The 17,410-nt window shown below is 55.4% G+C and carries 13 protein-coding genes, 1 tRNA gene and 1 pseudogene; 3 read left to right on the top strand and 12 right to left on the bottom strand.

Going from position 1 to position 17,410, the window contains the following annotated elements; translation table 11 throughout:
* Positions 1 to 9: 9 nt before the first annotated feature.
* The 3 genes and pseudogenes from bcsA to bcsR form a co-directional block, all read right to left on the bottom strand.
* On the bottom strand, positions 10 to 2,622 hold the full coding sequence (bcsA, locus tag ACWWFX_RS05230; RefSeq protein ID WP_473223361.1) for a UDP-forming cellulose synthase catalytic subunit: 2,613 nt from the start codon (positions 2,620 to 2,622) through the stop codon (positions 10 to 12).
* A pseudogene (gene bcsQ / locus ACWWFX_RS05235) lies at positions 2,619 to 3,371 on the bottom strand (cellulose biosynthesis protein BcsQ). The gene bcsA and the pseudogene bcsQ overlap by 4 nt, the downstream one beginning before the upstream one ends.
* 10 nt (positions 3,372 to 3,381) lie before the next feature.
* The gene (gene bcsR, locus ACWWFX_RS05240) at positions 3,382 to 3,582 is read right to left on the bottom strand and encodes a cellulose biosynthesis protein BcsR (protein WP_015962571.1); all 201 of its coding nucleotides are present in this window, start codon (positions 3,580 to 3,582) and stop codon (positions 3,382 to 3,384) included.
* 172 nt (positions 3,583 to 3,754) lie between these two features.
* Between bcsR and bcsE the strand changes: the two genes are divergently transcribed.
* The 3 genes from bcsE to bcsG are packed head-to-tail and all read left to right on the top strand — an operon-like array spanning position 3,755 to position 7,181.
* Positions 3,755 to 5,314 (top strand): cellulose biosynthesis protein BcsE, encoded by a 1,560-nt coding sequence (gene bcsE, locus ACWWFX_RS05245; RefSeq protein WP_473223362.1) that lies wholly within the window; start codon positions 3,755 to 3,757, stop codon positions 5,312 to 5,314.
* Positions 5,311 to 5,505 (top strand): cellulose biosynthesis protein BcsF, encoded by a 195-nt coding sequence (gene bcsF / locus ACWWFX_RS05250; protein ID WP_253897291.1) that lies wholly within the window; start codon positions 5,311 to 5,313, stop codon positions 5,503 to 5,505. Before bcsE ends, bcsF begins: the two co-directional genes overlap by 4 nt.
* Complete coding sequence (gene bcsG, locus ACWWFX_RS05255) at positions 5,502 to 7,181, top strand: cellulose biosynthesis protein BcsG (protein ID WP_276218956.1); 1,680 nt, start codon at positions 5,502 to 5,504, stop codon at positions 7,179 to 7,181. The genes bcsF and bcsG overlap by 4 nt, the downstream gene beginning before the upstream one ends.
* A gap of 83 nt (positions 7,182 to 7,264) precedes the next feature.
* Here bcsG and ACWWFX_RS05260 read toward each other — a convergent pair whose 3' ends face one another.
* The 9 genes from ACWWFX_RS05260 to ACWWFX_RS05300 all read right to left on the bottom strand — a co-directional run bounded on the left by ACWWFX_RS05260 (position 7,265) and on the right by ACWWFX_RS05300 (position 17,380).
* Positions 7,265 to 7,372, bottom strand: a complete 108-nt coding sequence (locus ACWWFX_RS05260) for a type I toxin-antitoxin system toxin Ldr family protein (RefSeq protein ID WP_041686144.1) — start codon at positions 7,370 to 7,372, stop codon at positions 7,265 to 7,267.
* A 258-nt stretch (positions 7,373 to 7,630) separates the two neighbouring features.
* A complete protein-coding gene (gene dppF / locus ACWWFX_RS05265; protein ID WP_149463620.1) occupies positions 7,631 to 8,641 on the bottom strand; it encodes a dipeptide ABC transporter ATP-binding subunit DppF in 1,011 nt (336 codons plus the stop codon).
* Entirely contained in the window at positions 8,638 to 9,621 is a 984-nt protein-coding gene (gene dppD, locus ACWWFX_RS05270) for a dipeptide ABC transporter ATP-binding protein (RefSeq protein ID WP_276218961.1), read from the bottom strand. Before dppD ends, dppF begins: the two co-directional genes overlap by 4 nt.
* Positions 9,622 to 9,631: 10 nt before the next feature.
* On the bottom strand, positions 9,632 to 10,534 hold the full coding sequence (gene dppC, locus ACWWFX_RS05275; protein WP_276218963.1) for a dipeptide ABC transporter permease DppC: 903 nt from the start codon (positions 10,532 to 10,534) through the stop codon (positions 9,632 to 9,634).
* A gap of 9 nt (positions 10,535 to 10,543) precedes the next feature.
* Entirely contained in the window at positions 10,544 to 11,563 is a 1,020-nt protein-coding gene (gene dppB, locus ACWWFX_RS05280) for a dipeptide ABC transporter permease DppB (protein ID WP_149463623.1), read from the bottom strand.
* Between the two features lie 168 nt (positions 11,564 to 11,731).
* Positions 11,732 to 13,339 (bottom strand): dipeptide ABC transporter periplasmic-binding protein DppA, encoded by a 1,608-nt coding sequence (gene dppA, locus ACWWFX_RS05285; protein ID WP_231825968.1) that lies wholly within the window; start codon positions 13,337 to 13,339, stop codon positions 11,732 to 11,734.
* A 722-nt stretch (positions 13,340 to 14,061) separates the two neighbouring features.
* Positions 14,062 to 14,138 (bottom strand) — tRNA-Pro (locus tag ACWWFX_RS05290).
* Positions 14,139 to 14,229: 91 nt separating this feature from the next.
* Positions 14,230 to 15,921 carry a kdo(2)-lipid A phosphoethanolamine 7''-transferase gene (eptB, locus tag ACWWFX_RS05295; RefSeq protein WP_473223363.1) on the bottom strand — a complete coding sequence of 564 codons (1,692 nt, stop codon included), beginning with the start codon at positions 15,919 to 15,921 and terminating at the stop codon, positions 14,230 to 14,232.
* A 253-nt stretch (positions 15,922 to 16,174) separates the two neighbouring features.
* Positions 16,175 to 17,380, bottom strand: coding sequence for an L-lactate MFS transporter (locus ACWWFX_RS05300; RefSeq protein WP_276218968.1), 1,206 nt, complete (start codon positions 17,378 to 17,380; stop codon positions 16,175 to 16,177).
* Positions 17,381 to 17,410: the final 30 nt, after the last annotated feature.

Raw genomic sequence — 17,410 nt, forward strand, 5'->3', positions numbered from 1 at the left:
TAATCATCATTATTGTTGAGCCATAACCGGCTGTGAGTGCGGCTGCACAGCTTCACGCTCAGGGCGACGCGGGACAAAAGAAGCCACCCAGGCCACCAGCGAAGTGAGCGTACGGAAAATTACTTTTGCAAACGGTGGAGCAAATTCCGCCAGATGGCGATAGCCCCGGAAGCCGAGCTTGAGAATATCCAGCAGGCTTTCCAGTGGTTTATCTTCCGGATAGCTGTCCTGCCAGAGCGCCCAGGTATCGGCACGCGCGAAGGTACATTGAACAAAATCGATATGCTGACGGGTGGTCATCGGCAGCAGTTTCAGACCGACTTCACTGCCAAACACGCGCACCACCTGCGTCGGGAAGACGTACTCCTGCTGGCCACGCTTGAGCAGCAGATTCACTTTCTGCTCTTCCAGCACCTGCGCATCGCCGTTAATTTTGATCCCCACCCCGCCGTCGGAGAAGTCATGCACCGTGCAGGAGAAGAGATGCCCGTCTTCGCGGGCAATCGCGCCAGGCATTTTGATCTCCACGCGATGCGAGCGGCGAACCTGTTTGCTTTCAACCGACACGGCCACCGCGCCGCCGAGGATAATCAGGTTGTAGAAGACCCACACCAGGCTGACCCAGACCGTGAGAATTTCATCCTCCGGGCCGTACATATAGCGCCAGATACCGAACGCCACGCCCACCAGGTTTATCAGAACGAGATAGATGTAAGGCCGGGAAATCACCCAGTCGACATACTCCTCTTTCACCAGCCCGCCTTTCGCCGTGACGTTGAATTTGCCTTTGTGCGGGTTAATCAACGCCACCAGCGTTGGCGGCGCGATATACCACGCCAATACCGTTTCGTAGATTTCGCTCCAGAAGGAGTGGCGGTATTTGCCCTGAATCTTCGAGTTGGTCAGGCTGGCGTGGATCATGTGCGGCAGTACAAACAGCGCAATCATCAGCGCCGGAGCGTAAATGATGTAGGCGTGCAGCAACAGGAAAGCGAGCGGCGCGGTCAGGAAGATAAGCCTCGGCACACCGGACAAGAAGTGGAACATGGCGTTGACGTAACAGAGCCGCTGCGCGAACTTCAACCCTTTGCCGGTCAGCGGGTTATCAAGACGGAAGATTTGTACCATCCCGCGCGCCCAGCGAATACGCTGGCCGATGTGCGCGGATAAACTCTCCGTCGCCAGCCCCGCCGCCTGCGGAAGGCGCATATACGCAGACGTGTAGCCGCGACGGTGCAAACGCAGCGAGGTGTGCGCATCTTCCGTCACCGTTTCGACGGCAATGCCGCCAATTTCATCCAGCGGTTTACGGCGGATGACGGCGCAGGAACCGCAGAAGAAGGTCGCATCCCACATGTCGTTACCGTCCTGCACCAGGCCGTAGAACAGCGTGCCTTCGTTCGGCGTTTTACGGAAGCGGCCCAGGTTGCGTTCAAACGGATCGGGCGAGAAGAAGTGGTGCGGCGTCTGCATCATCGCCAGCTTTTTATCCTTCAGGAACCAGCCCATGGTCATTTGCAGGAACGAACGGGTAGGCACGTGGTCGCAGTCGAAAATCGACACGAATTCACCTTTCGCCAGCTTCAACGCATTGTTGATGTTCCCGGCTTTCGCATGCTCATGGGTGCTACGCGCGACGTACTCGACGCCAACATCTTTCGCAAACTGACGAAACTCAGGACGGTTGCCGTCATCCAGTATCCAGATTGACACTTTATCCTTCGGCCAGTCGATACCCAGCGACGCGTAGACCGTGTTCTTCACCACATTGAGGTCTTCGTTGTAGGTTGGCACAAAAATGTCGACCGTCGGCCACTGATTCATGTCTTTTGGCAGCGGAACGGGCTGGCGGTTGAGCGGCCAGACAACCTGGAAATAACCCAGCACCAGCACAATCCACGCATAGGTTTCAGCGAACAGCAGAATGAGGCCGCACACCAGGCTGACCGGATCGTTCCAGTTAAGCGTCGAGGTATAGCGCCACCAGATATAGCGGCAGGACACGGTGAGCGACAAAACAATCAGCATCAATGCCGAGAAGCGCCCGGGGATGCGTCTGACCAGCAGCGCCACGCCCCACAGCAGCATCAGGAAGATGAATTGAGACAATGGGTTAAAGGGCTGCGTGATACAAATCAGCGCGAGCGACAGCGTCACCACCACGCCCAATACGATACGGCGGATTTTTGGGTTGATGTGCGCCAGCTCTTTGTGGCTATCGAGATGCCCGGTTCGCGCGTTGACCTTCGCCGGAATCGCCTCCACCCACTGATGATAGCGCCCCATCACGCCCTGCACCGCCGCCAGCGAGCGCCAGCCAGGACGTTTAGCCGGTTCAGGCCGCTTCGTCGCCAGCAGCCACACGCTTTGCAGCAGATAGCGTAGCGGGTCGAGCGGACGCGGACGCTGGGCGTCAATATGGGGATAAAGCTCATCCTGGCGGGCGATCAGCCGCTGCCAGTTCGCCTGTTCAAGCGGAATAAACGCCCACACCAGCGCCACCCAAAAGCAGCCCAGCGACGCGCTAAAACGAGATGCGCCCGCGCCCCGATAGCCCTGATAGCGCGTATGCAGGCGCGTATAGGCTTCCGGCGCAAACAGCCAGGCGCTCAGGCTTATCATGATGCGGACTCCTCAGGAGCGCGGACACCGGCGTAATGCAGCAGACACCAGCTCGCCAGTGTCAGAATCTCTTCCGCCGCCAGCGAGTCGTGACGATATTCGCCCAGCGGTTACTTCGCCGCCATACACTCGGCCATCGCTTCATCGCGATGCACGGCAATCGGTAGCAGGCGGCGTTGGGTTTGCAGCCATACCTGATACAAATCTTCCTGGAGCTGACTGCCGACGCGCAGGTCGTTAATCAGGATATGGGCATTCACCGGCAGCGCCTGCTGGTGCAGGCGCACATGGCAGTTGGTGTCCGGCTGGACAATCATCAGCGTATGATGGCAGGCCGCCATCAGGGATTGCGTCCACGGATAATAACCGTGCGGCAGGTCGAGGAGGATCCAGCGATACTCTCCCTGACGCTGGAGCGCGTCAACAATGGTGGTAATTTCCGCAAGTTTATCCGCCAGCGACAGGACATTCTCACGCTCGCCCGGCGTCAGCGCGCCAAACGGTAAAACGTCAATCAGCGTGGTGTAACGCATCCCGGCATCGCGCCAGTCGGCTCCGTCAAGCACCGCACGCGCCCAGCCGCCCTGGTGGGCAATGTCGTCATTAAATGACAGGCGCAGCAAATTATCGGGGCAGGCATCAATCACCAGCACCGATTCGCCAAGTAGTTGCAATGACCAGGCTAGCGCCGCCGTAACTGAAGTGGTGCCCACTCCGCCACGCACGCCCTGTAATCCCAGAATGGCCATTATGGCTTCCTTATTTTTGTTCGACTTTTTGTTCTGCAAACTCAGCCAGCAAAGGCCAACGCTTAAAGGCTGCGGCGAGTTGTTCGCGCTGAGAAATATCGGTGTAGTCTATATCCGGCAAAGAAAATGCTCGGCTCAATGCCAGGAAGTCATTCTGAAATGTATAACCGAGCGTCGAATCTGACGAAGTCATGGGTTCATTATCAGGCATTTTTGTCGATCCCTATGGAATAAACCAGGAACTACGCTACGGTGCTAAGTAAGCTTTTCCTGAAATTCGTTTACATGCTAAATCTGATGTTATTTAATTTCAATCTTAGGTTTATTCTGCTGCTTTCGCTAGTAAACTGATATGCAGGCTAATCAGCAAAAAGAAGGACACGATGAACCCCATATTTTCTATTGGTATTCAGTCATTATGGGACGAAGTCAGTCACATGCCCACCGGTGGTGTGTGGTGGATTAATACCGATCGCCATGAAGACGCTGTCAGCCTGCTCAACCAAACCCTTTCCGCGCAACCAAAAGAGGCGCGGGTCGCGGTGGTGTGTATGGGTTCAGATCCAAAGAAAATCATAAAGTTAGACGAAGACTGCGGGCCTCAAAAAATAGATCTTTTTTCCATGCAGGAAAATGAAAGTAGTCTATACTTTATGCGCCGCGATTTACTCTGTTCTCTCGACCCAACAAATTTTCTGGTTGTAGTTTTATGCAGCAACAATGCATGGAAAAATATTCCTCCAGAAAAATTTCACGATTGGCTCAGTAAATCCAACAAGTGGGTAAAATATCATCGTTGCACGCTCTTGATTCTCAGCCCCGGAAACAATTCTGATGCCCAAACCTCGCGTTTGTTAAGTGAGTACGGTTCGCTTGCCGGTCTGGCAAGTTTACGTTACCAGGGCGATGGAATGCTTTTTGACATTGCTTTTTGGGCAAATGAAAAAGGCGTAAGCGCCCGTCAGCAACTTCTCATCAGGCAAAACGATAACGGTCTGGAATTAGTTCAGGAAGAGCTGGCAAATGTTCAGCCACGCACTGATGAAAAAGCGGTATTTAGCAATATTGCTTTTCTGGAAGGGGCCCCGCCGCTTTCGGAGCACTGGTCCGTATTCGACACCAATGATGCCGTCTTTAATGCCGCACGCAGCGCACAGGCGGCGACAGTTATTTTCGTGATGGGCCAGAATAGCCAGATTGAACAGCTCGCGCGTTATATTCACACGCTGCGACGCCAGCGCGGTACAGCGTTGAAAATCGTGGTGCGCGAAAGCGTACCCAGCCTGCGCGCCACCGACGAGCGCCTGCTGCTAAGCTGCGGCGCAAACCTGGTGATCTCACACAGTTCGGCGCTTTCGCGCTGCCTGACCTTAATTGAAAGCGTGCAAAATCAGCAATTCAGCCGCCGCGTACCGGAAGATTTGACTACGCTGTTCAGTAATACCGAACCCCTGAAGCTTAAGGGTTACCAGAAGTGGGATGTATTCTGCGATGCGGTACAAAAAATAGTCAGCAATCCGCTGCTGCCTGCCGATGGTAAAGGCGTGCTGGTCGCGCTGCGTCCGGCGCCGGGCTTGCGCGTTGAACAAGCGCTGACCCTGTGCCGCCCGCACCGTATGGGCGATATCGCCACTATTGCCGACAAGCGCCTGATGATCTTTTTATCGTTTTGCCGGGTCAACGATCTTGATATCGCCCTGAACCATATTTTCCCGCTGCCGACGGGGGACATTTTCTCTAACCGGGTGATTTGGTTTGAAGATAAACAAATCGCGGCAGAACTGGTGAATATGCAGGACGTGAAACCGGAGCGCTGGACGAAGCCGCTGCCGGTGACCACCCAGCCGGGCAAAATTATCAACGCCACGCACGATGGCCGTCACTGGCGTCGGTATCCGGAACCGCATCGTTTATCCACTGACACGGGAGAACAGTCATCATGATGTCGATAAGCGATATTATTCAGTTAGTTGTCTTGTGTGCGCTGCTTTTCTTCCCGCTGGGATATTTGACGCGCCACTATCAGCGCCGCATCGAAAACGCCTTCCGGCTGATGTTTTTTAAACCGCGTTATGTCAAACCTGCTGGCATCGTCCGCCGGGGTTCAAGTTCCAGAGCGAAAACAGAAAAATGACCCAATCTACCCAAACCGCCACGGCCTCATCGCCGCTCTGGCAATACTGGCGCGGCTTGTCCGGCTGGAACTTCTATTTCCTGGTAAAGTTCGGCCTGCTGTGGGCCGGTTACCTCAATTTCCACGCCATGCAGAACCTGGTGTTTATGGCGTTTCTGCTGTTTCCGCTGCCCAATCGCCGCCTGCACAAATGGCGCAACTGGATTGCCATCCCGATTGGTTTTGCCCTCTTCTGGCATGATACCTGGCTGCCTGGCCCGGAAAGTATCATGAGTCAGGGCTCGCAGGTCGCCGGCTTCAGCGCGGACTATATCTGGGATCTGGTGACCCGCTTTATCAACTGGCAGATGGTTGGCGCCTTCTTTGTGCTGCTGGTCGCCTGGCTGTTCTTAACCCAGTGGATCCGCGTGACCGTGTTTGTGGTTGCCGCGATGGTCTGGCTGAACCTGATTACGCTGGTTGGCCCTTCCTTTAGCCTGTTCCCTGGCGGCCAGCCGACCAATACTGTCACCACCACCGGCGGCACGGCTGCCGCGACGGTCGCCACGGCGGGCAATACGCCGGTTGTCGGGGATATCCCAGCGCAAACCGCGCCGCCAACCTCCGCCAATCTCAACGCCTGGTTGAGCAGTTTCTATCAATCTGAAGAAAAGCGCTCAACCAAATTCCCGGACGCGTTGCCTGCCGATGCCCAGCCGTTTGAACTGCTGGTGATTAACATCTGCTCGCTGTCTAACGCCGATATTGAAGCGGCTGGCCTGATGCAGCACCCGCTGTGGTCACACTTTGATATTCGCTTTACCAACTTCAACTCAGCAACCTCCTACAGCGGCCCGGCGGCGATTCGCCTGCTGCGCGCCAGCTGCGGTCAACCGTCGCATACCAATCTGTATCAGCCTGCCGGTAATCAGTGCTACCTGTTCGATAACCTGAGCAAACTGGGCTTCGCACAGCAGCTGATGCTGGATCACAACGGCGTCTTCGGTGGCTTCCTGAAAGAAATACGTGATAACGGGGGTGTGCAAAGCCCGCTGATGGATCAAAGCAAACTGCCGGTTAATCTGTTCTCTTTCGACGGCTCGCCGGTGTATGACGATCTTGCCGTTCTGAAACGCTGGCAGGAATCGGAAGGCCAGGGGGCGGAAAAACGCACCGCAACCTTCTTTAATATTCTGCCGCTGCACGACGGTAACCACTATCAGGGCCAGAGCAAAACCGCCGACTACAAAGCGCGTGCGCAGAAGCTGTTTGATGAGCTGGATACCTTCTTTACCGAACTGGAAAAATCGGGGCGTAAAGTGATGGTAGTCGTGGTGCCGGAACACGGCGCGGCGCTACAGGGCGATAAAATGCAGGTGTCTGGCCTGCGCGATATTCCAAGCCCGTCCATTACGCATGTTCCCGCTGCGGTGAAATTCTTCGGCATGAAAGCGCCGCATCAGGGTGCGCCGATCGTCATCGATCAGCCGAGCAGCTACCTTGCGGTCTCCGAACTGGTTGCCCGCGCCGTTGACGGTAAGATGTTTAATGAGGATAGCGTGGACTGGCAGGCCTACACCAACAGCTTGCCGCAAACGGCCCCGGTCTCTGAGAACTCCAACGCCGTTGTGATGCAGTACCAGGGTAAACCGTACGTTCGCCTGAACGGCGGCGACTGGGTACCGTATCCGCAGTAAGCAAAAAAGGCCGCAGGATGTTACCCCTGCGGCCCGATTCGGGCGCGCGTTGCCATCTCGACAGCCTGACGCCCGCCTGCATGTTATCTCCGGTTACGCCACCAGCTCACGATTGCGGTGGTGATAATCCCCACCAGAATCGGCGCTGCCAGATCGTGCCAGAAGATTACACAGAGTTGTGCGAACGTCATATAGCCGCCTTGCTTGAAATGACAACGGTTCGCGGCTATTCTTGAATTGTCTAGATGCAAGATTAGCCCCCGTTATGTTGTCAGGTTAAACCTCTCAACGTGCGGGGGTTTTCTCTTTCCAGCAACCAATGCCGCCGGGGATCAAGCCCCCGCAACATTGCGCCTGACCGGGCGAACCCGGCCTGGCGTCGATACTACGCTTATCTGTTTATTCCCTTCACCTGGCAATCACGCAATTTGCGCACTGCCTTCCAGACCTTATAACGCCTTTTCAGGGTTTTCATCCTGGTCTACGGCGAAGCACGCAACCAGTTGACCGTTATACTCTTTCAGCTGCGGCGCGAGTTGGGTGCAGGGGCCAAAGCGACGACGGCAGCGGGCGTTGAAGGCACAGCCCGGCGGTGGATTCAGCGGGCTTGGCAGTTCGCCGGTGAGCTTAATCCGCTCGCGACGATCGTCCGGATTCAGACGTGGTGTCGCAGAAAGCAGTGCCTGAGTGTACGGGTGACGCGGGTTATTGAAGATTTGATCCTTGGTACCTTTCTCCACACAGCGGCCCAGGTACATCACCATCACTTCATCGGCGATGTGTTCCACTACCGACAGGTCGTGAGAGATGAAGACATAAGACAACCCCAGCTCCTGCTGCAAATCCATCATCAGGTTGAGCACCTGCGCCCGCACCGAAACGTCCAGCGCGGAAACCGGTTCGTCGGCAATCACCACGTCCGGGTCGAGCATCAACCCACGCGCGATGGCGATACGCTGACGCTGGCCGCCGGAGAACATATGCGGATAGCGGTCGTAGTGTTCCGTTTTCAGGCCCACTTTCGCCATCATCGCCAGCGCTTTTTCACGGCGTTCGGCTTTGCTGAGTGAGGTGTTAATCAGCAGCGGTTCTTCCAGAATCTGCCCCACTTTTTTGCGCGGGTTCAGTGAACCGTATGGGTTCTGGAAGACTATCTGAATTTTCTGTCGACGCAGCTTTTGCGCGTGCGGATCGTGTTTCAGCAGGTCCTGCCCCTGATAAGAAAGCGCCCCGCCAGTGGGGGTTTCAATCATCGTCAGCAGACGGCCGAGCGTCGATTTCCCGCAGCCGGATTCCCCCACCACCGCCAGCGTTTTACCGCGTTCGAGGGTAAACGACACGCCGTCCAGCGCTTTCACCAGACGCTCAGGGGCAAACAGCCCTTTCTTCACCGGGTAGTATTTTTTCAGATCGGTTGCCTGCAACAGCGGTTGTTGCAGTGCGGCCTCTTGCGTACTCATCGTGTAGGCCTCCCGGCGTCATCGAGTGGGTAGTGACATTTAGACTGACGCGCGCCGTCCAGCAGGTTCAGGTCCGGCTCCTCGCTGCGGCATTTATCCGTCGCATACGGGCAGCGCGGGTTAAGCAGGCAGCCGTTCGGGCGGTCGTATTTGCCCGGAACCACGCCTGGCAGCGAGGCCAGACGCGCTTTGTCCTGGGCAAACTCCGGCAGCGCGCGCAGCAGCGCCTGGGTGTAGGGATGGCGCGGCGCGCGGAAAATATCGTGCGCAGCGCCTGTTTCGACCACCTGGCCGGCATACATGACGATAATTTTATGCGCGGCTTCCGCCACCAGCGCCAGATCGTGAGTGATCAGGATCAGCGCCATGTTCTCTTTCTGCTGTAGCTCCAGCAGCAGTTCGATGATCTGCGCCTGAATGGTCACATCGAGTGCCGTTGTCGGTTCATCGGCAATCAGCAGTTTTGGCCGACAGGCTATCGCCATGGCGATCATCACGCGCTGGCTCATCCCACCGGAAAGCTGATGCGGATAAACGTCTAAACGCGAGGCCGGGTCAGGAATGCCGACCTGATTCAGCAGGTCAATCGCCCGCTGACGACGCGTTTTCTTATTACCGCCTTGATGTACCTTAATCGCTTCCATTATCTGGAAACCGACGGTGTAGCACGGGTTGAGGCTGGTCATCGGGTCCTGGAAGATCATCGCCACTTCGGCGCCCACCAGGTTGCGACGCTCTTTCTCCGAGATACGCTTGAGATCCTGGCCGTTAAATTCCAGGCTCTCCGCCATCACGCGGCCCGGATAGTCAATCAGCCCCATAATCGCCAGCGAGCTGACCGATTTACCGGAACCAGATTCGCCAACAATCCCGACAACTTCGCCTTGATCCACGCTATAACTGATGCGGTCTACGGCGCGGAATTCAGCACCCACTTCACCGAAGTGCACCGATAATTTATCTACATTTAATAACGCCATCTCGAACCTCTTACTGCTTCAGTTTGGGATCGAGCGCGTCACGCAGACCGTCACCCATCAGGTTAAATGCCAGCACCGTCAGCAGGATCGCCAGACCGGGGAAGGTCACGACCCACCAGGCGCTTTGCGCGAACTGCAACACGTCGGAGAGCATGGTGCCCCACTCCGGTGTTGGCGGCTGCGCACCCATGCCAAGGAAGCCAAGGGCGGCCATATCGAGAATGGCGTTAGAGAAGCCGAGCGACGCCTGAACAATCAGCGGCGCAAGGCAGTTCGGGAAGATATTGACGAACATCTGGCGCATCGCTCCCGCCCCCGCCACGCGAGACGCAGTGACGTAATCGCGGTTGACTTCCACCAGCACGGCGGCACGCGTCAGACGCACGTAGTGCGGCAGCGCAACGAAGGTTAGCGCCAGCGCGGCGTTACCAATCGACGGGCCGAAAATCGCCACCAGCACCAGCGCCAGCAGCAGGCTCGGCAGCGCCAGCATGATATCGACCACACGCATAATGACGTTATCGACCAGGCCGCCGAAGTAGCCCGCCACCAGCCCGAGGATAACCCCCAGCACCAGCGACAACACCACCACCAGACAACCGACCAGCAGTGAGAGGCGCGCGCCATACATCAGGCGAGACATCACATCACGGCCTACGTCATCCGTGCCCAGCAAATGCGCCCAGCTTCCGCCCTCCTGCCAGACCGGCGGGGAGAGCAGCGAGTCGCGAAACTGTTCGGCTGGGTTATAAGGCGCAATCCAGTTAGCGAAAATCGCAATAAACAGCACGATAACCACGTAAGCCAGGCCAACCACTGCGCCCTTGTTACGTTTAAAGTAGTGCCAGAATTCCTGCAGCGGCGTCATCGGCACCGGTGCGGACACCGTTTTATTTTCAGTGACTTGTGACATGATGGCCCCTTACTTCTTATGCCGAATACGCGGGTTCACCACGCCATAGAGGAGATCAACCAGCAGGTTGACGAGGATAATCATCGTCGCTACCAGCAGCACGCCGCCCTGTACCACCGGGTAGTCGCGGCGCTGTAAGGCGTCGATTAACCAGCGGCCCAGCCCCGGCCAGGAGAAGATGGTTTCCGTCAGGATCGCGCCTGCCAGCAGCGTACCGACCTGCAAGCCGATAACCGTCACCACCGGCAGCATGGCGTTACGCAGCGCGTGCACCACGATGACCCGCATGCGGGTGAGCCCTTTGGCGCGCGCGGTACGGATGTAATCTTCACCTAATACTTCCAGCATGGAAGAACGTGTCATACGCACAATCACCGCCAGCGGGATGGTACCGAGCACGATGGCAGGCAAAATCATATGCGCCACCGCATCGATGAAGTTGCCCTCTTCACCCCAGATGGCGGTATCAATCAGCATAAAACCGGTTAGCGGATTCGAGTCATCAAGGAACACCATGTCGCTCACGCGCCCGGAAACCGGCGTCAGGTTCCACTGCACCGAGACCAGCATGATCAGCATCATGCCCCACCAGAAGATAGGCATGGAGTAACCGGTCAGCGCCAGACCAACCGCAGTGTGATCGAAGATAGAGCCGCGTTTCACCGCAGCCAGCACGCCCACCGGGATACCCACGGCAACGGCGAACATCATGGCGCAGATACCAAGTTCCAGCGTCGCTTTAAAACGCGGCACGAACTCGTCCCACACCGGGAGACGGCTTTTCAGGGAGATCCCTAAATCACCATGCAACACGCCCCAGATATAGTGGAGGTACTGCTGCCACATCGGCTTATCAAGGCCGAGCGCGGCCAGCAGTTCAGCATGGCGTTCAGGGGAGATACCACGCTCGCCCGCCATAATCATCACCGGGTCGCCGGGGATCATATGGACAAACGCAAACGTGAGAAGGGTAATACCGATAAACGTGGGGATGACGAGTCCCAAACGTCGGAGAATAAACTGCAACATAACCCGGATTCTCTCTAGTAACACTCAGCCTGGAACTGGGTGTCTGTATTGCTCACAAATCCTGGCCCGCACGTATACTGCCACGGGCAAAGTATTACGCCGGATGGCGCTGCGCTTATCCGGCCTACAGGTGCAGGTGAGGACAAGCGCAGCAATCCAGCTTTTTAATTATTCGATGGAGACGTTGTCGAAGTGGTGTTTGCCCAACGGATCGACCACATAGCCTTTGACTTCTTTACGCACCGGCTCGTATACAGTGGAGTGAGCGATGATCAGCGCCGGAGCCTGGTCATGCATCACTACCTGAGCCTGTTTGTACAGTTCAATACGCTTGTTGTGATCGTCGGTGGCGCGCGCCGGCTGAATCAGGTCTTCAAACGGCTTGTAGCACCATTTCGAGTAGTTGGAGCCTTGCTCTGAGGCGGCACAGCTGAACAGGGTGGCGAAGAAGTTATCCGGATCCCCGTTATCGCCAGTCCAGCCCATCATGACCGTTTGGTGCTCGCCATCTTTCGCACGTTTCAGGTACTCGCCCCACTCATAGGTAACGATGTTGGCTTTCACGCCCACTTTCGCCCAGTCAGCCTGAATCATCTCTGCCATACGGCGAGCGTTCGGGTTATATGGACGCTGAACCGGCATCGCCCACAGATCGATAGTGAAACCGTCCGCATGGCCCGCTTCTTTCAGCAGCGCTTTGGCTTTTTCAGGATCGTAGCTGTAGTCTTTCACATCGTCGTTGTAGCCCCACATGGTTGGCGGGATCAGGTTTTTCGCGGCCACGCCAGCGCCCTGATAAACGGCTTTGATGATCGCTTCTTTGTTCACCGCATAGGTCAGCGCCTGGCGAACTTTCACTTCATCGAGTGGTTTTTTCTGCACGTTGTAAGAGAGGTAGCCCACGTTCAGGCCCGCCTGCTCGTGCAGGGTAATATTTTTATCCTGCTTCATGCGCGCGATGTCTGCCGGGTTCGGGTAAGGCATCACCTGGCATTCGTTCTTCTGCAGCTTGGCATAACGCACGGAAGCGTCAGGCGTGATAGAGAAGACCAGACGGTCGATCTGCGGCTTGGTGCCCCAGTAGCCCGGGAAGGCTTTGTAGAGAATACGGGAGTCTTTCTGGTACTGCTGCAGCTGGAATGGCCCGGTACCGATTGGGTTCAGGTCAACTTTATCCGGCGTACCGGCTTTCAGCATGTTGTCAGCATATTCTTTTGACAGAATAGAGGCGAAGTCCATCGCCAGGTCGGCAAGGAACGGTGCTTCCGGGCGAGTCAGGATGAACTGAACCGTGTGATCGTCGACTTTTTTCACTTCGCTAATCAGCTCCGGCAGGCCCATGCCTTCGAAGTATTCATAGCTGCCGCCAGAGACTTTGTGGTACGGGTTCTGGTCGTTTTTCTGACGGTCGAACGAGAACACCACGTCATCGGCGTTGAAGTCGCGCGTCGGTTTGAAATCTTTGCTGTCCTGCCACTTCACACCGTTACGCAGGTGGAAGGTGTAGGTTTTGCCATCTTCGCTGACTTCCCACTTTTCAGCGAGGCCAGGGATAACTTCGGTAGTACCGGTTTTGAATTCCACCAGACGGTTATAGATTGGCACCGAGCTGGCGTCATAGGTGGTTCCCGAGGTAAAGAGCTGTGGGTTAAAGCCTTCCGGCGAGCCTTCAGAACAATAAACCAGGGTTTTGGCCTGCACGCCCGCTGCGACGGTCATCGCCACCAGGCTGAGACCAAGCTTCAGCATCCCTGACTTCTTCAAGGAAATACTCATTATTGTGCTCCAGGTTATGTGTGTTGTGTTGTTGTTATTCCGCCAGCCTTTATTTGTTTTTTAACCGGTCTGGTCGGTGGTGCCCGAAGGCGTTACAGGGGATGGAGATTCCTTTCAGGTGAGCGTGTGAGTTGCAGCGCAGATCCTCCCTGAAATGCCCCTCGTGCCCTACAATCTGTCAATAGAATGTGAAAACGTCAATACACTCATCCGGGATTTACAACGAGGGTGAGAATTGGCAGGCAAAGATTAAAAAAACTCCAGGGCGGTATTTTCAGCAGAGAAATTTATGCTACTCGCCAAGAGCCAGAGTTTTGTTCTTGATATTTCCGGGTGGTCAGTGATTAACGTTTAATCACATTATGAAAAAATAATGACAGAACGGTGATTATCTGAGCGATAAATACCGCGAACGTTAAAACGCACAGGGGAAAATGCTGAGGTTATCCATAAGCAACGAAAAAAAAGATCTGACTATGTATAAAAAAAAGCAATGGAATAGGTCACAAAATGGAGAGGTCGCGGATATTCAGATGCGTAAAGGGCCTTATGTGTGATCGTCGCACGCTGTTGCCCTCACCCCGGCCCTCTCCCACAGGGAGAGGGAGAAAACCGGCATGAACCTAAACTTGCATGCGATCGGTCCGCTCTCCATGAGGGAGAGGGTTGTCTTCAAACACCAGACGCAAAAAAGCCCGCTCATAGAGCGGGCTTTTCAAATTTGGTCGGTGATAGAGGATTCGAACCTCCGACCCCTTCGTCCCGAACGAAGTGCGCTACCAGGCTGCGCCAATCACCGAATGCGGGGCGCATCTTACTGCTGTGATGCACCCTCGTCAATCCCTTACCTTAAAAAAGCCATCCGTTCGGCGAGAAAGTCGCCATCCCGGTTAATTCGTAGCTTTCTTGCTGGTATCCGGGATGTGACACCAGTTGTTATTCTCGTTAATCCCGCCGTTTGGCGAGGTGTAACCGAGGCAGCCCATAATGGTGTCGTACAGCTCAACGTGACGACGCGGCTGTTTCATATCGGCTTCCTTCTTCAACTGAGCAAACGCCGCAGCATTCGATGGATTCTCCAGATATTTATCCGACATCCACACCATCATCGGCACGCGGAACTGCTCCGGCGGGGCCATATGGCGTGGGGTGCCGTGCAGGTGCTCGCGTTCCTCAATCGACTCACCGTGGTCAGAGGCGTAGAACACGATCGCTTTCTTATCGCGCACCTGATCGATAATGGTATCGATAAAGTGATCGACGTAGGTGATGGAGTTATCAAACGAGTTGATCATCAGGTCTTTCGGACACTTACGATCGACCGCGTAGCACTCTGGCCCCCACTGGGCGAAGGCGCGCGGGTAACGCTGTGTATAGTTGTAGTGCGACCCTTTGGTATGCAACACAATCAGGTGTTTACCCTGCGGGTTATCATCCAACGAGCGCTGAACTTCGCTCGACAACAGCATATCGTCCACGGCTTTACCCCGGTTACGCGGTTCAGCGGCGATCTGCTCACGGTAGGCGATGTTATCCGCCATGGTGTTGGTATAGAACCACATCTCGCTCTGCATCGCATACAGGTCGGAACTGAAACCTAACTGCTTAAGCACCGCAAACACGTTCTGCTCTTTCAGCGTGCGCTGCGGATTATCTTCCGCCCCGCCCTGACGCACGAACATGCAGCGCAGCGACAGCTTGGTCGCGGTGTCACAGGAGTAACCACGGTACATCACCAGATTCTTCTCTTTAGAGAGTTTCGGCGTAGTATCGCGTTCGTACCCCAGCATACCCATGTGGTCCCAGCGGGTGGTTTCGCCGATGATGAAAATCACATAGGTATCATCGAGATTTTGCGTCGGCGTATAGGTAAATTTCTTCGCCGGATTCATCAAAGATTTGTTATCGGATGATTCATCCACCTGGGCAAAGGCGTAAAGCCCCAGCGCAGAGAGCCAGTTCGTCGGCAAGTAGGAGTTAGCCAGTACGCCACCGTAGCTCGGCATATCCACGCCCGCGATGCGGTCATCGCGCTTCTGACGCGTATCCAGAAAGCGAATCGGGCCCCAGACCATCAGACCCGCCAGCAGTACCACCAGCACGCTGCGCCAGCGCAGTTCCGGCGTGCGAATCTGACGCCACAGCGTCATGTTGCTGCCGTTGAACCAGATAAGGAACAGCGGAATAGCACTTATCAGCACCACCGAGATAACCAGCGTCCAGCCAACCACTTCTTTCGACAGATCGATATCCGTCGTCATCACCGACGCGACAATGCCGTAGCCAATCATGACGTTCATGGTGGTCATGTAATAACAGGCGCCAGCGGAGATCAGCACCAGCAACGATGCCAGCACCTGCCAGACACGTCTGCCGAGTAACGACAACAAGCGTAGTAAGAAGAAGCAGATCAGAACGGCGGCAATCATCTCAACGATGGCAGCGACGCCTTTCCAGAAAGTGAGGTCCTGAGCGTAGCCTTCAAAGCGACGCAGGAACACGGAAGCATTCATAAACAGACCGATGTAAACAGCCAGCAGCCAGCACAGCGTCTGCTGAGACATCGTTTTTAAATATCGCATGCAAATAACCCTGAAAAAAGGGAACAACAGATCCAGCGCCGTACCTTCCTGGTAAGCGCATCAGGCAATTGTGCGGGAGTAATAGAGTCCGTTCGGTACACGCGCGGCTAAGTAGACCACAGTAAGAGGGAAAAGTGGCAATGATGTGCGTTTTCGCTACAGATATTTACAAAAAAGCAAGTGCGGAAGTGGACAAAAAAGGGGGTAGAAACAGCAAAAGAGGAGCATAGCTCCTCTTTTTTCGGACTTGCAATTAATGAGCGTGTATCTGGCGCAGTGTTGGCTGGGCCGGCTGACGAATCGTCGTGGACAGCGCCAGCGAGATAATCAGCAGAGCGAAGATAACGCAGAAGGTCACGTAGAAGCCGCCGAACAGTGAGGCAATCAACGAACCGCAGATGCTGCCGATACCGAAACCTAAGTAAATCACACCGTAGTTTTTCGCCAGATTGTTCAGACCGAAGAACTCACTCACCAGCGATGGGAACACGGTGATGGTGCCGCCAAAGTTAAAGGCGACGCAGGCAATTGCCGCGAAGAAGGTGGTCGCGTTGAGCGGGGCGAAGAGCAGTGCAGCCATGCCCACCAGCGAAATGACCTGGCCGATAGTAATGACACGGATACGGGAGATTTTATCAGACAAGATCCCCAGCACCAGACGTCCACTCAGGTTAGCGATAGAGATAATGGTCACCGCGTTCGCCGCCGTGGCGATATCCAGATGTACCATGCCCTGGGCAATATCTTTCGCCACGCCAATCACATACAGGCCACTCATGCAGGCTGTCAGGAACATCACCGCCAGCATCCAGTACTGCGGTTTACGCATGGATTCTGCCAGGGTGAAGTCATTTTCGACCACGCCGTTAACGCTTTTCACTTCCTGCTGCGGCGCATCGGTCATCAGCATCGCGCCGAAGACAATCATCACCAGCACAATCGCGCCCCAAATCATGAAGGTTTTTTCCAGGCCGACGGTTTCCAGCAGGTGGCTGTCGATGAATTTAAAACCGAGGCTGCCTAAACCGTAAGAACCGATGGCAAACGCGGAAATCAGCCCTTTTCGTTCCGGGAACCATTTCACGCAGTTGGAGAGCGTCAGCAGATAGCCCGCGCCGTCGGCGAGGCCAACCAGCACGCCTGCGCTCAGCCACAACATCATCAGGCTGTTAGAGTGCGCCGTCAGGAAGAAGCCGATGCCCAGTAAAATCCCGGAAGCCATGGTGACGCGTTTTACGCCAAAACGTTCCTGTAATTTCCCGGCCACAGAGGAGGAAAGCGCGAGGCCAAGACTTAATAAACCGAAGGAGAAAGCGACCTGGCTGACCGGCGCATCCAGCTTGCTGGAGAGCGAGCTGTTAAACAGGCTCCAGGTGTAAACTGACCCCAGCGCAAACTGGGTAATGATGGTGCCGATAAGCGTCAGCCAGCGAGTATGGTTTTGAGTTGCAGCGTTCATGATGAAGATGCCTTCTTGAATTAACTGCGG

The sequence above is a fragment of the Pseudocitrobacter sp. 2023LY-00077 genome (assembly GCF_055796175.1).

What these genes read in the sequence shown, in the direction of transcription:
- dppC (WP_276218963.1), bottom strand. Translation starts at nt 10,534, where the DNA reads ATGTCACAAGTCACTGAAAATAAAACGGTGTCCGCACCGGTGCCGATG.
- dppD (WP_276218961.1), bottom strand. Translation starts at nt 9,621, where the DNA reads ATGGCGTTATTAAATGTAGATAAATTATCGGTGCACTTCGGTGAAGTG.
- bcsF (WP_253897291.1), top strand. Translation starts at nt 5,311, where the DNA reads ATGATGTCGATAAGCGATATTATTCAGTTAGTTGTCTTGTGTGCGCTG.
- dppF (WP_149463620.1), bottom strand. Translation starts at nt 8,641, where the DNA reads ATGAGTACGCAAGAGGCCGCACTGCAACAACCGCTGTTGCAGGCAACC.
- bcsA (WP_473223361.1), bottom strand. Translation starts at nt 2,622, where the DNA reads ATGATAAGCCTGAGCGCCTGGCTGTTTGCGCCGGAAGCCTATACGCGC.
- ACWWFX_RS05260 (WP_041686144.1), bottom strand. Translation starts at nt 7,372, where the DNA reads ATGACGTTCGCACAACTCTGTGTAATCTTCTGGCACGATCTGGCAGCG.
- ACWWFX_RS05300 (WP_276218968.1), bottom strand. Translation starts at nt 17,380, where the DNA reads ATGAACGCTGCAACTCAAAACCATACTCGCTGGCTGACGCTTATCGGC.
- dppA (WP_231825968.1), bottom strand. Translation starts at nt 13,339, where the DNA reads ATGAGTATTTCCTTGAAGAAGTCAGGGATGCTGAAGCTTGGTCTCAGC.
- dppB (WP_149463623.1), bottom strand. Translation starts at nt 11,563, where the DNA reads ATGTTGCAGTTTATTCTCCGACGTTTGGGACTCGTCATCCCCACGTTT.
- bcsE (WP_473223362.1), top strand. Translation starts at nt 3,755, where the DNA reads ATGAACCCCATATTTTCTATTGGTATTCAGTCATTATGGGACGAAGTC.
- bcsG (WP_276218956.1), top strand. Translation starts at nt 5,502, where the DNA reads ATGACCCAATCTACCCAAACCGCCACGGCCTCATCGCCGCTCTGGCAA.
- bcsR (WP_015962571.1), bottom strand. Translation starts at nt 3,582, where the DNA reads ATGCCTGATAATGAACCCATGACTTCGTCAGATTCGACGCTCGGTTAT.
- eptB (WP_473223363.1), bottom strand. Translation starts at nt 15,921, where the DNA reads ATGCGATATTTAAAAACGATGTCTCAGCAGACGCTGTGCTGGCTGCTG.